We start from the raw sequence: 14,224 nt of genomic DNA, 5'->3' as shown, positions 1-14,224 counted from the left end.
CCTGTCAACACGCCGGTCGGAATGTATGTCCCCTGAATGACTCTGCGGATTGCCCATATGTGTGCATACGCACGCATTAAGGTGTGAGCGTGAGTGCCGACGAGAAGGTCAACCTGCCGACGCTGACGGCCATGGTCGTCGGTTCGATGGTGGGATCGGGAGTCTTTCTGCTGCCGCAGCGGTTCGGTGCGGAGACCGGGGTCTTCGGTGCTCTGATCGCCTGGACCGTGGCGGGCGTCGGCATGCTGATGCTGGCATTCGTGTTCCAGCGACTGGCCACCCGCAAACCCGATCTCGACGCCGGCATCTTCGCGTATGCCAAAGCGGGATTCGGCGATTACGTCGGTTTCAACTCGGCATTCGGGTTCTGGGCCTCGGCATGCGCGGGCAACACCTCCTACTGGGTGCTGATCATGGCGACCACCAGCGCCCTGTTCCCGTCGCTCGGCGACGGCACGACGGTGCTCGCGGTCATCGTCTCGTCGGTCGGGGTGTGGCTGTTCTTCGGCCTGATCAGCCGCGGCGTCCAGCAGGCCGCCATCATCAACCGCATCGCCACCATCGCCAAGGTGGTGCCGCTGGTGGTGTTCATCGTCCTGGCGATCATCCTCTTCGACGCCGGATACTTTGCCGACAACTTCTGGGGTGGCAACGGTATCGAGGTCGGTTCCCTCTGGGATCAGGTCACCGGCACGATGCTCATCACCGTCTTCGTCTTCCTGGGCATCGAGGGTGCCAGCGTCTATTCGCGATTCGCCCGCAAGCGCGAGGATGTCGGCAAGGCCACGGTCTTCGGGTTCCTCGGCGTCCTCGGTGTCTTCTCGCTCGTCACCCTGGTGTCCTACGGCGCGATGACACAGGGCGACCTGGCCGCCGCCGGTCAGCCGTCGGTGGCCTCCGTTCTGGAATCGCTGGTGGGCGAGTGGGGTTCGGTGTTCATCCGGATCGGGGTGATCGTCTCGGTGCTCGGCGCCTATCTGGCCTGGACGCTGATGGCCGCCGAGATCCTCTACGTGCCGGCGCGGTCCGCCGACATGCCGCGCTTCCTGGCGCGGGAGAACTCGGCCGGGGTACCCGTGGCGGCATTGATCCTGGCGAGCGGTCTCGTGCAGGCGCTCCTGATCGTGGTCCTGTTCGTCGACGACGGACTGGACTTCATGCTCGATCTCACCGCGGCGCTGTCACTGATCCCGTACTTCCTGGCCGCCGCGTTCATGTTGCGGCTGGTGTGGCGTCGGGAAACCTACGAGGACGGGCGATCTCGCCGCCCGGATCTGGTGATCGCCGTCGTCGCGGTGGTGTACACGCTGTTCCTGATCTGGGCGGCCGGCCTCGACAAGCTACTGCTCTCCTGCATCCTCTACGCGGTCGGTGCCATCTTGTACGTGATGGCGAGACGTGAACAGCGCCAACGGGTGTTCACTCGTGCGGAGGCCGTGCTGTTCGGCGTGATCGTCGCCGGTGCCGTCGGCGGCAGCGTCTACCTGGCCTCCGGATCCGGGGACGTGTACGACCACCCCGAACAGGAACGTCACGCAGGCTACGTCACCGAACCGGCAGCCGACTGAGCTGTCCGGCAAACACATTCGCATCGGAAGGATGTCGTCATGACCCAGCCCTCGGCCACGTACGGAGTGCATTCGGAGGTGGGGCGGCTCCGCAAGGTGCTGGTGTGCGCACCCGGCCTCGCCCACGAACGCCTCACCCCGTCCAATGCCGACGACCTGTTGTTCGACGAACTGCCGTGGGTGCAGAACGCCAAACGGGATCACCTCGACTTCGTGCAGAAGATGCGTGATCGGGGAGTCGACGTCGTGGAACTGCACGAACTGCTGGCCGCCACCATAGACATCCCGGAGGCGCGAACCTGGCTGCTCGATCGCAAGATCGTCGCGAACGAGGTCGGCCTCGGGCTCGTCGCCGAAACCCGTTCGTATCTGGACGGGCTCGCGTCGGCGCAGCTGAGTGAACTCCTGATCGGTGGCATGGCGACGCAGGACCTGCCGGGGGAACTGGGCGACGGATACCGGGCACTGGCGCGTGAATCCTCCGGCGTCAACGAGTATCTGATGCCGCCGTTGCCGAATACGCTCTACACCCGGGACACGACCTGCTGGATCTACGGCGGCCTGACCCTCAATCCGCTGTATTGGCCTGCGCGGCACGACGAGACGCTGCTGATGAAGGCCATTTATCGGTTCCATCCGGACTATGTCGGGTCGACGGTCTGGTGGGGTGACCCCGAGAAGCAGTGGGGGACGGCCACATTGGAGGGCGGCGACGTCCTCGTGCCCGGCAATGGCGTGGTGCTGATCGGCATGAGCGAACGGTCGTCGCGGCAGGCGATCACCCAGACGGCGCTCGAACTGTTCCGGACCGGGGCGGCCGAGCAGGTCATCGTGGCGGGCATGCCGAAGCTGCGCGCGGCGATGCACCTCGACACCGTCTTCACCTTCGCCGACCGTGACCTCGTCAGTGTCTACCTGGCGATCGTGGACACCATCACGGCGTTCACCCTGCGGCCCACCGACGCCGCCCCGGGTCTCGAGGTGATCGAGGAGCCCGATCACTTCCTCGACGTCGTGGCGCGATCACTCGGCCTCGAGAAGCTCCGCGTCGTCGAGGCGGGTGGCACGGCCTACGAATCCGAACGGCAGCAGTGGGACAGCGGCAACAATCTCGTCGCCGTGGAACCCGGCGTGGTCTTCGCCTACGACCGCAACACCCACACGAATTCGCTGCTGCGCAAGGAGGGTGTCGAGGTCATCACGATCGTCGGCGCCGAACTCGGTCGTGGCCGCGGCGGCGGGCACTGCATGACCTGCCCCATCATCCGCGACCCGGTGCACTGACTGCTGATCGAGTAGCGTGCGAGCGCAGCGAGCCCGCGTATCGAGATCTCGCGCAGGTGATCTCGATACGGCGGCTCGCTGCGCTCGCGGCCTACTCGATCAGCGGGTGGGGCGCTCGCTCGCTACTCGATCAGCGGGTGGGGGCGCTCGCTCGCTATTCGATCAGCGGTTGGGCGGGTGCCGGGGCGGAGATGGTGTACGGGGAGACGCTGCTCTGGTGCTCCTCGATGGACAGGCTCGCACCGACGGGCGGGAAGGCGCGCTGCGCGCAGTTCATGCGTTCGCAGACACGGCATCCCGCACCGATCGGGGTGATCTGCGCCTGCGGTCCGATCTCCAGGCCGTCGGAGTAGACGACACGGCCGGCGTGCCGGAGTTCGCACCCGAGTCCGATCGCGAAGGTCTTCCCGGGCTGACCGTAGCGCGTGGCGCGTCGTTCCACGGTGCGGGCGACCCAGAAGTATTCGCGACCATCGGGCATCTCCACCACCTGCCGCTGGATCTTGCCCGGCCACGCGAACGTCTCGTAGACCGACCAGAGCGGACAGGTGCCGCCACTGGAGGAGAAGTGGAAACCGGTGGCGGACTGTCGCTTCGACATGTTGCCCGCGCGGTCGACGCGCACGAAGGACCAGGGGATGCCGCGCAGATTCGGGCGCTGCAGCGTGGACAGCCGGTGGCAGATGGTTTCGAACGACACCGAGTAGAAGGCCGACAACCTCTCGATGTCGTAGCGGAAATCCTCTGCGGCGCCGTGGAACTGGCTGTACGGCAGGATCGCGGCGGCGGCGAAGTAGTTCGCGAGACCGGTCAGGGCCAGCGATCGTGACTGATCGTCGGTGAAGTTGCCCTCGTCCACGAGTTCGCGGAGCAGGTCCCCGAACTCCAGATAGGCGAGTTCGGAGGCGAGCTTGAACGACCGCTGCCCGCCGGACAGCGCCGCCGACATCTCCAGCCTGCGGTTCTCCCGATCGAACCGGTGCAGCACCTGATCGCCCATATCGACGCGGTTGACGATGCGGACGCCGTGCACGTCCTCGAGCCGGTTCGCGATCTCGCGCCGGATGTCGGCCGAGTGCATGCGCATGCGGTCGGTCATCTCCTCGGCGGCCACGTCCAGTTCGTGGATGTAGTTGCGGCGCTGATAGAAGTAGTCGCGCACTTCTTCATGGGGCGCGGTGATCGAGCCGCGCCTGCTCCGGTCGCCGCGCTCGTCGGTGGCCGCCGCCAGCTGATCGGTGGCGATGCGGTAGCGGCGGTGCAGGTTCACCAGCGCCTGCGCCATCTCCGGATGCGACGACACCATGCTGCTGATCTCCGCGCCGTCGCGGGTGACCGCGGGTGCCTCGATGTCGTCGTCGTAGAGGGCTTCGCGGAGTTCGGCGACGAGTCGCACATTGTCCTGGGCGTCGAAGAACGACGCGTCGACGCCGTAGACCTCGGTGATCTTCGTGAGCACCTTCACCGTGAGCGGACGCGAGTCGCGTTCGATCTGGTTCAGGTACGACGGTGAGATGCCCAGTGACTGAGCGAGTGCCACCTGCGACAGTCCACGTTCGGACCGCAGTTGACGCAGCCTCGATCCGACGAAGGTCGGGCTCATGACGGGCTCCTTTCGGGGTACGGTGACCGCGTGATGCGTGGGGTCGTCGGTCGGGTGGTCGCGATATCGGTGGGGATCGTGCTGGTGGTCGCGGGGTGCGATCGCGGTGGCGGCCCCGATGCGCGCGACCGGCCCGTGGCGCCCGCGGACCTGCTGCCCGCGCCGACGGCACTGCCGCCCGGCTTCACCGTCACCCCGTTCTCCGTGCCCGATCTGGTGGCGCAGAACCGCGGGGTGATCGATGCGGCGAAGACCACGCGGGTCACCCCGGCCGAGTGTGCACCGACCGCCGATGCGGCGCTCAATCCGCTGCTCACCGAGGCGAATTCCGCGACTCTCGCGGCCCGGGCGTCCGCGGCGTCGTATGTCGCGCTGGTGACCACGCAGGACCGGGACGTATCGGCGGACCGGCGTGTGAGCACCGGTCCGTGCGCCGTGACCACGACGGTCATCGATGCGGGCACTCTCCGCGGCAGCCGTGTCGTCACACGTTTCATCCCGCTGCCGCAACCGGCGCTCGGTGAGCGGAACGCCGATGTCGAGCAGTCGCTCGCGGTGCGCTCGGAGGTGACGACGACCCTGCCCGACGGCGGCGTCCGGAAGCAGGTCGGCTTCGCCGGATATGCGGTCCTCACGAAACCCCAGCGGGTGAGCGTGCAGCTCACCATCACCGGTGACGGTGGTCCGGCGACGTCACCCGGCGAGCCGGGCGCCGCGTCGGGTCCCGCGCCGGAACCGATGTCGTCGGACGAATTCCGGACCGCGTTCACCACCGTCCTTCGCTCGGCTCTGGGTGACTGAGCCGTTCGGGGGCCTGTGAAAGGCCTCACAGAACCGGGTGCGCATGCGTGCGGAGCTCCCCGGTGCGCGCACCGCGGGCCCGGCGGCGGGTGGCCGTCGCGCGTCACGGAAAATGCAGTACGCGCGTACTTTTTGGCACCGACACCAACGACTTTCACATGACCAGTTTTGCAAACTTTGCAAAACTGTGCGGAATGATGGCCTAATTTTGCAGCACTCAAGGGTTGGACCTGCAGGTTTGTTGTGTGGCACCCTGTCTCCAGGCCCCAACGGAAGCCGTCGAAGAGTTCGCAAATCTGCGAGCGATTCACAGATCCACAGCGGTCACGGATCCACCGGGATCCGAGATCCACCGGACTACCGAAAGCGAAGTAGGCATGAGCAACGTCGGAAAGCCGCGCACCGCCGCGGAGATCCAGCAGGACTGGGACACCAACCCGCGCTGGAAGGGCATCACCCGCGATTACACCGCCGAGCAGGTCGCCGAGCTGCAGGGCAGCGTCGTCGAGGACCACACCCTCGCCCGTCGCGGCGCCGAGATCCTCTGGGACGGCGTGACCAAGGGCGACGGCAGCTACATCAACGCCCTGGGTGCCCTCACCGGCAACATGGCCGTGCAGCAGGTGCGCGCCGGCCTCAAGGCCATCTACCTCTCCGGCTGGCAGGTCGCCGGTGACGCGAACCTCTCGGGTCACACCTACCCCGACCAGTCGCTGTACCCGGCGAACTCGGTGCCGTCCGTCGTGCGCCGCATCAACAACGCACTCCTGCGCGCCGACGAGATCTCGCGCGTCGAGGGTGACGACTCGGTCGACAACTGGCTCGTGCCGATCGTCGCCGACGGCGAGGCAGGCTTCGGTGGCGCCCTCAACGTGTACGAGCTGCAGAAGGCCATGATCGCCGCGGGTGCCGCCGGTACCCACTGGGAGGATCAGCTCGCCTCGGAGAAGAAGTGCGGCCACCTCGGTGGCAAGGTGCTCATCCCGACCCAGCAGCACATCCGCACCCTGACCTCGGCTCGCCTGGCCGCCGACGTCGCGAACACGCCGACCGTCGTCATCGCCCGCACCGACGCCGAGGCCGCCACCCTGATCACCTCGGATGTCGACGAGCGCGACCTCCCGTTCATCACCGGTGAGCGCACCTCCGAGGGCTTCTACAACGTGAAGAACGGCATCGAGCCGTCCATCGCGCGTGCCAAGGCCTACGCCCCGTACGCCGACCTGATCTGGATGGAGACCGGCAAGCCGGATCTCGAGGTCGCCAAGCAGTTCGCCGAGGCCGTCAAGGCCGAGTTCCCGGACCAGCTGCTCGCCTACAACTGCTCGCCGTCCTTCAACTGGAAGCAGCACCTGGACGACGACACCATCGCCAAGTTCCAGAACGAGCTCGGCGCGATGGGCTTCACCTTCCAGTTCATCACCCTGGCCGGCTTCCACGCCCTCAACTACTCGATGTTCGACCTGGCCCACGGCTACGCCCGCGAGCAGATGAAGGCATACGTCGACCTGCAGGAGCGCGAGTTCGCCGCCGAGGAGCGCGGTTACACCGCCACCAAGCACCAGCGTGAGGTCGGCGCCGGTTACTTCGACCGGATCGCCACCACCGTCGATCCGAACACCTCGACCGCGGCTCTCAAGGGCTCGACCGAGGAAGGCCAGTTCCACTAGGAACTGACCCGCTGATGCGGAACATGCGTTGACGATCCCGGGGTGAGCAAGGGTTCCTCCTTGCCCACCCCGGGATCATTCGCACACACCTAGACTTTCGGGTGGACGGACACTCCCCACCCTGTACGACAACAGACTTCCAAGCCCCGCTATCGCACACGATGCCGATAGCCATCTCAGACACATCCGCTGTCCCAGTCACATGCGAGGAGCCGACAATGGCAAGCCAGAAGATCACTCGAGTCGGTGTCATCGGCGCCGGCCAGATGGGCGCAGGCATCGCCGAGGTGTGCGCCCGTGCCAACGCCGACGTGCTGGTCTACGAGTCCACCCGGGAACTGGCCGCGGCCGGTCGCTCCCGCATCCTGCGCTCGCTGGACCGCGGTGTGTCGAGCGGCAAGCTGACCGAGCGTGAGCGCGAGCAGGCGTCGTGGCGGCTGCGCTTCACCTCCGACCTCGGTGACTTCGCCGACCGCCAGCTGGTCGTCGAGGCCGTCGTCGAGGACGAGGCCGTGAAGACCGAGCTCTTCCGCGAGCTCGACAAGGTCGTCACCGACCCGAACGCGGTGCTCGCCTCGAACACCTCCTCCATCCCGATCATGAAACTGGGTATGGCGACGGAGAACGCGAGCCGCGTGATCGGCATGCACTTCTTCAACCCGGTGCCGGTGCTCCCGCTGGTCGAGCTCGTCACCACGCTGATGACCTCGCCCGAGGTGTCCGAGCGCGCCGAGGCCTTCGCCCACGATGTGCTCGGCAAGCAGGTCGTGCGCTCCGCCGACCGTTCCGGCTTCGTCGTCAACGCCCTCCTGGTGCCCTACCTGCTGTCCGCCGTCCGCATGGTGGAGAGCGGCTTCGCGACGGTCGAGGACATCGACAAGGCCATGGTGCTCGGCTGTGCGCACCCGATGGGTCCGCTGAAGCTCACCGACCTCGTCGGTCTCGACACCGTGAAGGCCATCGCCGACAAGATGTACGAGGAGTTCAAGGAGCCGCTGTACTCGCCGCCGCCGCTGCTGCTGCGCATGGTGGAGGCCGGCCGCCTCGGCAAGAAGTCCGGTCGCGGCTTCTACCAGTACGGCGAGAACGGCTCGAACAAGTAACCCACTCGAGCACGAACACTCGAGCACATAGCCCGGACTTTGGCGGATAGGGTCGACGAGATGACTAGCTCGGCGCAGGAGATCGAATACGGCTCATCGATTCTGGGGTATCCCCGGATCGGTGCTCGACGCGAGCTCAAGAACGCGTTGGAGGACTACTGGCACCGTGGTGGCAGCCGCGAGGATCTGCTCGCCGCGGGTCAGGAGATCAGCGACGGTCTGTGGCGCGAACTCGCCGCGATGGGCCTGGAACAGGTGCCCGGCAACACCTTCTCCTTCTACGATCACGTCCTCGACAACGCGCTGCTGTTCGGTGCCGTCCCGTCCCGCTTCGAACCGCTGCGCGACGAACTCGAGCCCATCGACCTGTACTTCGCGATCGCGCGGGGCAAGCCCGAATATCCGCCGCTGGAGCTGGTGAAGTTCTTCAACACGAACTATCACTACCGCCAGCCGGAGATCGGTCCGGACACCGAATTCTCACTGTCGAACTTCCCGGCGATGGCCGAGCGTCTGCTGGCCGAGCATGCCCGTGCCCGTGCCGAGGGCATCGAACTGCGTCCGGTCGTTCTCGGACCGGCCAGCCTTCTCCTGCTGTCCAAGGCGGCACCCGATGCGCCGGAGGGCTTCCGGCCCATCGACCGCCTCGACGACCTGCTCCCGGCCTACGTCGACCTGTTCGAACGTCTCGCGAAGCAGAACTGCAAGTGCATCCAGCTCGACGAACCGGCCTACACCAGTGACCGGACGGAGGAGGAGCTCGAGGTGCTCCGCCGCGCGTACACGCAGCTGGGCAGTGCAGGTCTCCGTCCGCGCCTGCTGGTCACCGGTCAGTACGGCGATCTCGGTGCGGCACTGCCGATCCTGGCGTCCACCAAGGTGGAGGCCATCGGCGTGGACCTGATCAGCGAGCCGATGTCGGCGGCACAACTCGCCGCGGTGCCCGGACTCAAGCGCAAGCGCCTGTACGCCGGTGTCATCGACGGCCGCAACGTGTGGAAGGCCGCCAAGGGCGGCAAGCTCGACTACCTGCTCGCGATCAAGAAACACATCCCGGACCTCGTGGTGTCGACGTCGTGCACACTCATGCACGTCCCCGTCGACAAGCTGATCGAGCCGGACATCCCCGGCGACGTCGCCGACCGCCTGTCCTTCGCGAAGCAGAAGGTGGGCGAGGTGGTGGCGCTGGCCAAGGCCATCAGCCACGGTGCACCCGAACACTGGTACACCCGTCCCACCAAGGTCGACTTCAAGCTCAAACACGATGTGCGCCAACGGGTTGCGAACATCCGGCCCGATCAGCGTGAGCGGGCGCCCTACGCCGAGCGCAAGAAGGCGCAGGACAAGGCCCTCGGTCTGCCTGCGGTCCCGACCACCACGCTCGGCTCCTTCCCGCAGACGAAGGAGGTGCAACTGGCCCGCTACTACTACGGCCAGGGGCGCCTCACCTGGGACGAATACGTCGACCGTCTCAAGGACGAGATCAAGCGGGTCATCGAGTTGCAGGAGGACATCGGACTCGACGTGCTGGTGCACGGCGAGGCCGAACGCAACGACATGATCCAGTACTTCGCGGAGCTGATGGACGGCTACGTGGCCACCCACATGGGCTGGGTGCAGGTCTACGGTTCGCGCTTCGTGCGGCCGCCGATCCTGTACGGCGACATCAAACGTCGCGGCCCGATGACCGTCGAGTGGATCACCTACGCGCAGTCGCTCACCGACAAACCGGTGAAGGGCATCCTCACCGGACCGGTCACCATGCTCGCGCGTTCCTTCGTGCGTCAGGATCAGCCGTTGCACGAGACGGCCGAGCAGTTGGCACTGGCGGTGCGTGACGAGGTCACCGATCTCGAGAAGGCGGGCATCAAGATCATCCAGGTCGACGAGCCGTCGATTCGGGAGTTGCTGCCGCTGCGCGAACGCGGACGTGAGGGATATCTGGACTGGGCCGTCGCCGCCTTCAAGCTGGCGGTCGGTGGCGCGAAGCCTGCCACGCAGATCCACACCCACCTGGGCTACTCGTCGATCGCGAAGGTCGTCGAGGCGTTCGACGCCCTCGATGCCGACGTCACGTCGATCGTCGCCACCCGGTCCATCGACTGGGTCCTCGACGAACTGACCAAGCGCGGCACCGTGATTCAGCGTGGAGTCGGTCCGGGTGTGTACGAGAGCCGCAGCGCCGCGATCCCCGACATCGACGAGATCGATGCACGAATCCAGCGGGCCGCCAAGGCGATCGATCCGGAACGGCTCTGGGCCAACCCGGATGGTGGACTGAAGACGCGCCACTACTGGCAGCTCGAACCGTCGCTGCGCAACATGGTGGCGGCCGCCCGGCGTGAACGCCGCCGTATTCAGGCGGGCGACGCCGGGGCCTGAGTCCGGTCGGGCGCGCCGGTTAGTCGGTGTCGGCCGCGGTTTCGCCGGGTGACGGTTCGCCGAGTTCGGTGAGACCGAGGCGCAAGGCCGTGTAGAAGGTCAGCAGGTCATCGACGACGGTGTCGATCTCCGCGTTCGGTTCGCTGCCCCGGCCCTCGCTCATCAGCAGGTGGTCGGTGACGACGTCGAAGATCCCGCCGATCAGCGCGACCGCGACCGTCCGCGACACCCGCACGCCGCGTGCGACCCAGAGCTCGTTGACGAAATCTGCTGCCCACAAGCGGTTTTCGCGCCGAACCTGCTCGGCCCGGACGGAGATCGCGCGCGAACTGCCGAAGGTGATCTGCGCCTTGCGGCGGTCGTTCAGCAGTACCCGGACATAGCGGTCGATCAGGGTGTGTGCGAGTGCCATCTCGTCGTCGGGCGCATCCGCGAGTGCCGCGGCCATCGCGTCGCGGTATTCGGCGGCGGTCCGCTCGTAGAGCGCGAGGTAGCACTCCTCGCGGTTGGCGAAGACCTGATAGAAGCTCTTGGTGCTGACGTAGGCGTTCTGGCAGATCAGTTCGACCGACGTGTTGTGGAATCCGCGATCGGCGAACAGGTCGAGGGCGCTGTCGAGGAGCAGGCCGCGTCGCTGGGCGACCCGCGCCTGCGCGTCCAGGCCGCGAATACGTCGGGGGCGCTGTGTGGTCGGGGACTGCCGGCTCGCCATGGTCCGAGCGTATATGGCGCCTCGATGACGTCTGGGGAAACGATTGCTTGTTCAAAACATGACTTCATGCTTGAATGCTCTTCGATGGTGACGCGGGTCACCACAGGGGAGGCTGCGGGCATGTCGAGAAGTCATCGTTGGGCGACCGGCATGGTGGCCGTGGTCGTCATGGCACTGTTCGTCGGTGCCGCTGGTGCGGGGGCGGCACCGACGAACCGTCACGAACCGGTACGGGTCCAGCCCGACCAGGGCATCGCGGTGCCGCCGGAACTTGATCCGGGCTTCTACGATCCGCCGGCCTCGGTGGTGGCATCGAAGAAGCCGGGCGAGATCATCGCGGCACGACGGACGACCATCGCGACCTATTCGCTGGTGCCGGTGCCGATCGACGCCTGGCAGTTGTCCTTCCGCTCGACCGACACCCACGGTAAGCCGATCGCCGCGGTCACGACCGTGATGAAGCCGCGCGGATCGTCGCGGGGGCCGCGGCCGCTGCTGTCCTTCCAGTCGGCGACCGACGGCCTGTCACGCTACTGCGAGCCGTCCTACACCTATCGCTTCGCGTCGGTGCCCCATCCGATCACCGGTTCGGCGGCGGTCGGCAACGAGCTCCTGCAGGTGCAGGCCGCCCTGACGCAGGGCTGGGCCGTGGTGGCCTCCGATATCCAGGGCCCCAAATCCGCTTATGCCGCAGGCCCTTTGGAGGGACGTATCGCACTCGACGGAATTCGGGCCGCACTCCGTTTCGCACCGATGGGACTCGCGCCGACGACCAAGGTCGGGATGGCCGGCTATTCCGGTGGCGCCATCGGTACGAACTGGGCCGCGGAGTTGCATTCGACCTACGCTCCGGAGCTGAACGTCGTCGGTGCGGTGGCCGGTGGCACGCAGCCCGATCTCGATGCGACGCTGAACATGGCGAACGGGCAGGCGACCGCGGGTCTGGTGCTGGCCGCGGTGCAGGGACTCGCCCGCGAATATCCGCAGCTGCAGTCCTATATCGATCGACGGATCACGCCGGCCGGGCGTGCGTTGCTCTCCGCCAAGGAGAATCTCTGTCTGAGCTGGACGGCGCTGCTGGTGCCGTTCCTGGACAACAAGGCTTTGCTGACCGGAGGCGATCCACTGCGGCATCCTCAGGTGGACAGCGTGATCGAGGCGACCAGGCTCGGCCGTACGGCGCCCGGGTTCCCGCTCTTCCAGTATCAGTCCACCTGGGACTGGATCGCGCCGCTGCGCCAGGTGGACCGCATGGTCGCGAAGTACTGCACGGACCCGGATGCGCGGGTGCTCTACACGCGTGACCATGTCTCGGAACACGTGACGCTCGACCTTGTCGCAACGCCCTCGTGGATGCTCTGGATGCGTGATCGCTTCGCGGGGAAGCCCGTCGCCACGGGCTGCGAGACCCGCAATGTCGACTCGATGGCGCTGGATCCGAAGACGTGGCCGGTGTGGGGTCAGGTCGTCGGTGACGTCCTCGCGGGCATGTTCGGCAGGCCCCTGGGAGCTGGTAAGTGACGACACAACGACCTTTGTCTGGACATCGTGTCACGAAAAAGTGACTTCTACCACGACTGTTAGCTGGTTGCTTGCATTTGCTAGCAGACGGTGGATACTGGGAGGTGCCAGAAACGAAATCGGCCGGCACGCCTTCGGCGCGCATGAGATCGACGTCCAGATATATGCAGTCAGATTTCTGGATCATCCGGCCAAACAAATCCACTGAGGAGTTTGCTGTGAGTGAGTCCACCCGCACCCTTGCCAACCCGCTGTATGCCGCCGTCGGTGCAGGCGATCTGGTCGTCACGCAGTTCAATGACGTCGTCGCCCAGCTCCGTGAGCGCGGCGAGACCGTGTCCGAGAACGCGCAGAGCCGTCTCGAGGAGACCCGGACCCGCCTGAACGCGCTGCCGGAAGAGCTGCCCGCCAGCATCGAGGAACTGCGCGGCAAGCTGAACGCCGACGAGCTCCGCAAGGTCGCCGAGGAGTACATCGAGGCCGCCACCGGCCTGTACAACTCGCTCGCCGAGCGCGGCGAAGAGGCCGTCGAGCGCCTGCGCAGCCAGCCGCTGTTCCAGGAGAATCTGGATCGCGCCGGCAAGGCCTACAACGACGCCGTCGACATGACCGAGGATGCCCTCGGTGTGGTGTCCTCGCAGACCCGCGGTGTCGGCGAGCGCGCCGCCAAGCTGGCCGGTCGCGTGAGCGGCAAGGTCGACGAGGCTGCTGACGCCATCGACGAGGCCGGCGCCACCGCCAAGGCCAAGGCCGACGCCGCAGCCGAGGAGATCTCGGGCGCCGCGGGCACCGTCGAGGCCAAGGGTCGCACCGCGAACTCCTCGCCGGCCAAGAAGATCGCCGCCGCCAAGAAGGCTCCGGCCAAGAAGGCCCCGGCGAAGAAGGCTCCGGCCAAGAAGACCGCCAACTGACACCGGTTTTCTTACCGCTCAACAACTCTCGGTCCCGCTCACCGTTTCGGTGGGCGGGACCGAGTCATGTCGGGGGTGTGTGGATGGTGAGCACGGCGTCCGCGCCGTTCTCGGTGGCGTAGCTGTGGTCGGTGTCGCTGACCCAGTGCAGGGTCTCGCCCGCGGCCGCGGATTTCTCGCGGCCGACCGGGCCTGCGACCAGCGCACCGGTGACCACATGCACGGTCTCGGTGACACGAGGGCCGTGAGCGGGTGAGGTGCGCGTACCGCCGGGGAGTACGCGTAGCCAGAACACCTCGGTGATCTCGCCGTCCGGATGATGTTCGACGTGCAGGATCTGTGCGTGGAGGTGATCGCCGTGACCTTCGGTGCCCGCGGTCTCGCCGAGTAGCGAGGTGAGTGGCACCAGCAGGGGACCGGCCAGGGCGTACAGCGTGTCCAACGTCGGATTGCGTTGGCCGGACTCGATTTCCGAGAGCGATCCCTTCCCGATGCCGGCTCGGCGGGCCAGTTCGGACAGGGATAACCCTCGTGCGCGACGGACGGCCCGGATGCGGTCGCCGACCGCCCGGCGGATATCCGCCTGCCGGGTGTCCGGGTTGGTCATCGTTGGTCCTTGCGTCAGAGGGCGCCGCGACAGGGTGTTCCGTAAACAGAACGATATCGTTA

At 66.4% G+C, this 14,224-nt stretch carries 11 protein-coding genes; 8 read left to right on the top strand and 3 right to left on the bottom strand.

Features of this window, described 5'->3' with window-relative positions; genetic code table 11:
• The first annotated feature begins 83 nt into the window (after positions 1–83).
• Both AC4JJG_RS18245 and AC4JJG_RS18240 read left to right on the top strand, forming a co-directional pair.
• A complete protein-coding gene (locus AC4JJG_RS18245) occupies positions 84–1,568 on the top strand; it encodes a basic amino acid/polyamine antiporter (RefSeq protein WP_495398775.1) in 1,485 nt (494 codons plus the stop codon).
• 39 nt (positions 1,569–1,607) lie between these two features.
• Positions 1,608–2,852, top strand: coding sequence for an arginine deiminase (locus AC4JJG_RS18240; protein WP_495398776.1), 1,245 nt, complete (start codon positions 1,608–1,610; stop codon positions 2,850–2,852).
• A gap of 154 nt (positions 2,853–3,006) precedes the next feature.
• Here AC4JJG_RS18240 and ramB read toward each other — a convergent pair whose 3' ends face one another.
• Positions 3,007–4,455, bottom strand: a complete 1,449-nt coding sequence (gene ramB / locus AC4JJG_RS18235; RefSeq protein ID WP_495398777.1) for an acetate metabolism transcriptional regulator RamB — start codon at positions 4,453–4,455, stop codon at positions 3,007–3,009.
• A 33-nt stretch (positions 4,456–4,488) separates the two neighbouring features.
• Between ramB and AC4JJG_RS18230 the strand changes: the two genes are divergently transcribed.
• The 4 genes from AC4JJG_RS18230 (at position 4,489) to metE (ending at position 10,411) form a co-directional block, all read left to right on the top strand.
• Positions 4,489–5,256 carry a hypothetical protein gene (locus AC4JJG_RS18230; RefSeq protein ID WP_495399597.1) on the top strand — a complete coding sequence of 256 codons (768 nt, stop codon included), beginning with the start codon at positions 4,489–4,491 and terminating at the stop codon, positions 5,254–5,256.
• A 377-nt stretch (positions 5,257–5,633) separates the two neighbouring features.
• Entirely contained in the window at positions 5,634–6,926 is a 1,293-nt protein-coding gene (gene aceA, locus AC4JJG_RS18225) for an isocitrate lyase (protein WP_495398778.1), read from the top strand.
• A gap of 218 nt (positions 6,927–7,144) precedes the next feature.
• Positions 7,145–8,029 (top strand): 3-hydroxybutyryl-CoA dehydrogenase, encoded by an 885-nt coding sequence (locus AC4JJG_RS18220; RefSeq protein ID WP_495398779.1) that lies wholly within the window; start codon positions 7,145–7,147, stop codon positions 8,027–8,029.
• A 60-nt stretch (positions 8,030–8,089) separates the two neighbouring features.
• On the top strand, positions 8,090–10,411 hold the full coding sequence (gene metE, locus AC4JJG_RS18215; RefSeq protein WP_495398780.1) for a 5-methyltetrahydropteroyltriglutamate--homocysteine S-methyltransferase: 2,322 nt from the start codon (positions 8,090–8,092) through the stop codon (positions 10,409–10,411).
• A 19-nt stretch (positions 10,412–10,430) separates the two neighbouring features.
• On the opposite strand, the gene AC4JJG_RS18210 is transcribed toward metE, so the two are convergent.
• Positions 10,431–11,123: a TetR/AcrR family transcriptional regulator gene (locus AC4JJG_RS18210; protein WP_495398781.1), complete on the bottom strand. Its 693-nt coding sequence runs from the start codon at positions 11,121–11,123 to the stop codon at positions 10,431–10,433.
• A gap of 120 nt (positions 11,124–11,243) precedes the next feature.
• Here AC4JJG_RS18210 and AC4JJG_RS18205 point away from each other — a divergent pair, with 120 nt between their 5' ends.
• Both AC4JJG_RS18205 and AC4JJG_RS18200 read left to right on the top strand, forming a co-directional pair.
• Positions 11,244–12,644, top strand: coding sequence for a lipase family protein (locus tag AC4JJG_RS18205; RefSeq protein WP_495398782.1), 1,401 nt, complete (start codon positions 11,244–11,246; stop codon positions 12,642–12,644).
• A gap of 218 nt (positions 12,645–12,862) precedes the next feature.
• Entirely contained in the window at positions 12,863–13,555 is a 693-nt protein-coding gene (locus tag AC4JJG_RS18200) for a heparin-binding hemagglutinin (RefSeq protein WP_495398783.1), read from the top strand.
• A gap of 64 nt (positions 13,556–13,619) precedes the next feature.
• On the opposite strand, the gene AC4JJG_RS18195 is transcribed toward AC4JJG_RS18200, so the two are convergent.
• On the bottom strand, positions 13,620–14,162 hold the full coding sequence (locus AC4JJG_RS18195; protein WP_495398784.1) for a helix-turn-helix domain-containing protein: 543 nt from the start codon (positions 14,160–14,162) through the stop codon (positions 13,620–13,622).
• Positions 14,163–14,224: the final 62 nt, after the last annotated feature.

This window comes from Gordonia sp. B8661-1 (assembly GCF_059427765.1).
The sequence above is the reverse complement of the archived record's forward strand: the minus strand, read 5'-3'. Positions and strand labels throughout refer to the sequence as shown.

What these genes read in the sequence shown, in the direction of transcription:
- AC4JJG_RS18240 (WP_495398776.1), top strand. Translation starts at nt 1,608, where the DNA reads ATGACCCAGCCCTCGGCCACGTACGGAGTGCATTCGGAGGTGGGGCGG.
- ramB (WP_495398777.1), bottom strand. Translation starts at nt 4,455, where the DNA reads ATGAGCCCGACCTTCGTCGGATCGAGGCTGCGTCAACTGCGGTCCGAA.
- AC4JJG_RS18230 (WP_495399597.1), top strand. Translation starts at nt 4,489, where the DNA reads ATGCGTGGGGTCGTCGGTCGGGTGGTCGCGATATCGGTGGGGATCGTG.
- aceA (WP_495398778.1), top strand. Translation starts at nt 5,634, where the DNA reads ATGAGCAACGTCGGAAAGCCGCGCACCGCCGCGGAGATCCAGCAGGAC.
- AC4JJG_RS18220 (WP_495398779.1), top strand. Translation starts at nt 7,145, where the DNA reads ATGGCAAGCCAGAAGATCACTCGAGTCGGTGTCATCGGCGCCGGCCAG.
- metE (WP_495398780.1), top strand. Translation starts at nt 8,090, where the DNA reads ATGACTAGCTCGGCGCAGGAGATCGAATACGGCTCATCGATTCTGGGG.
- AC4JJG_RS18210 (WP_495398781.1), bottom strand. Translation starts at nt 11,123, where the DNA reads ATGGCGAGCCGGCAGTCCCCGACCACACAGCGCCCCCGACGTATTCGC.
- AC4JJG_RS18205 (WP_495398782.1), top strand. Translation starts at nt 11,244, where the DNA reads ATGTCGAGAAGTCATCGTTGGGCGACCGGCATGGTGGCCGTGGTCGTC.
- AC4JJG_RS18195 (WP_495398784.1), bottom strand. Translation starts at nt 14,162, where the DNA reads ATGACCAACCCGGACACCCGGCAGGCGGATATCCGCCGGGCGGTCGGC.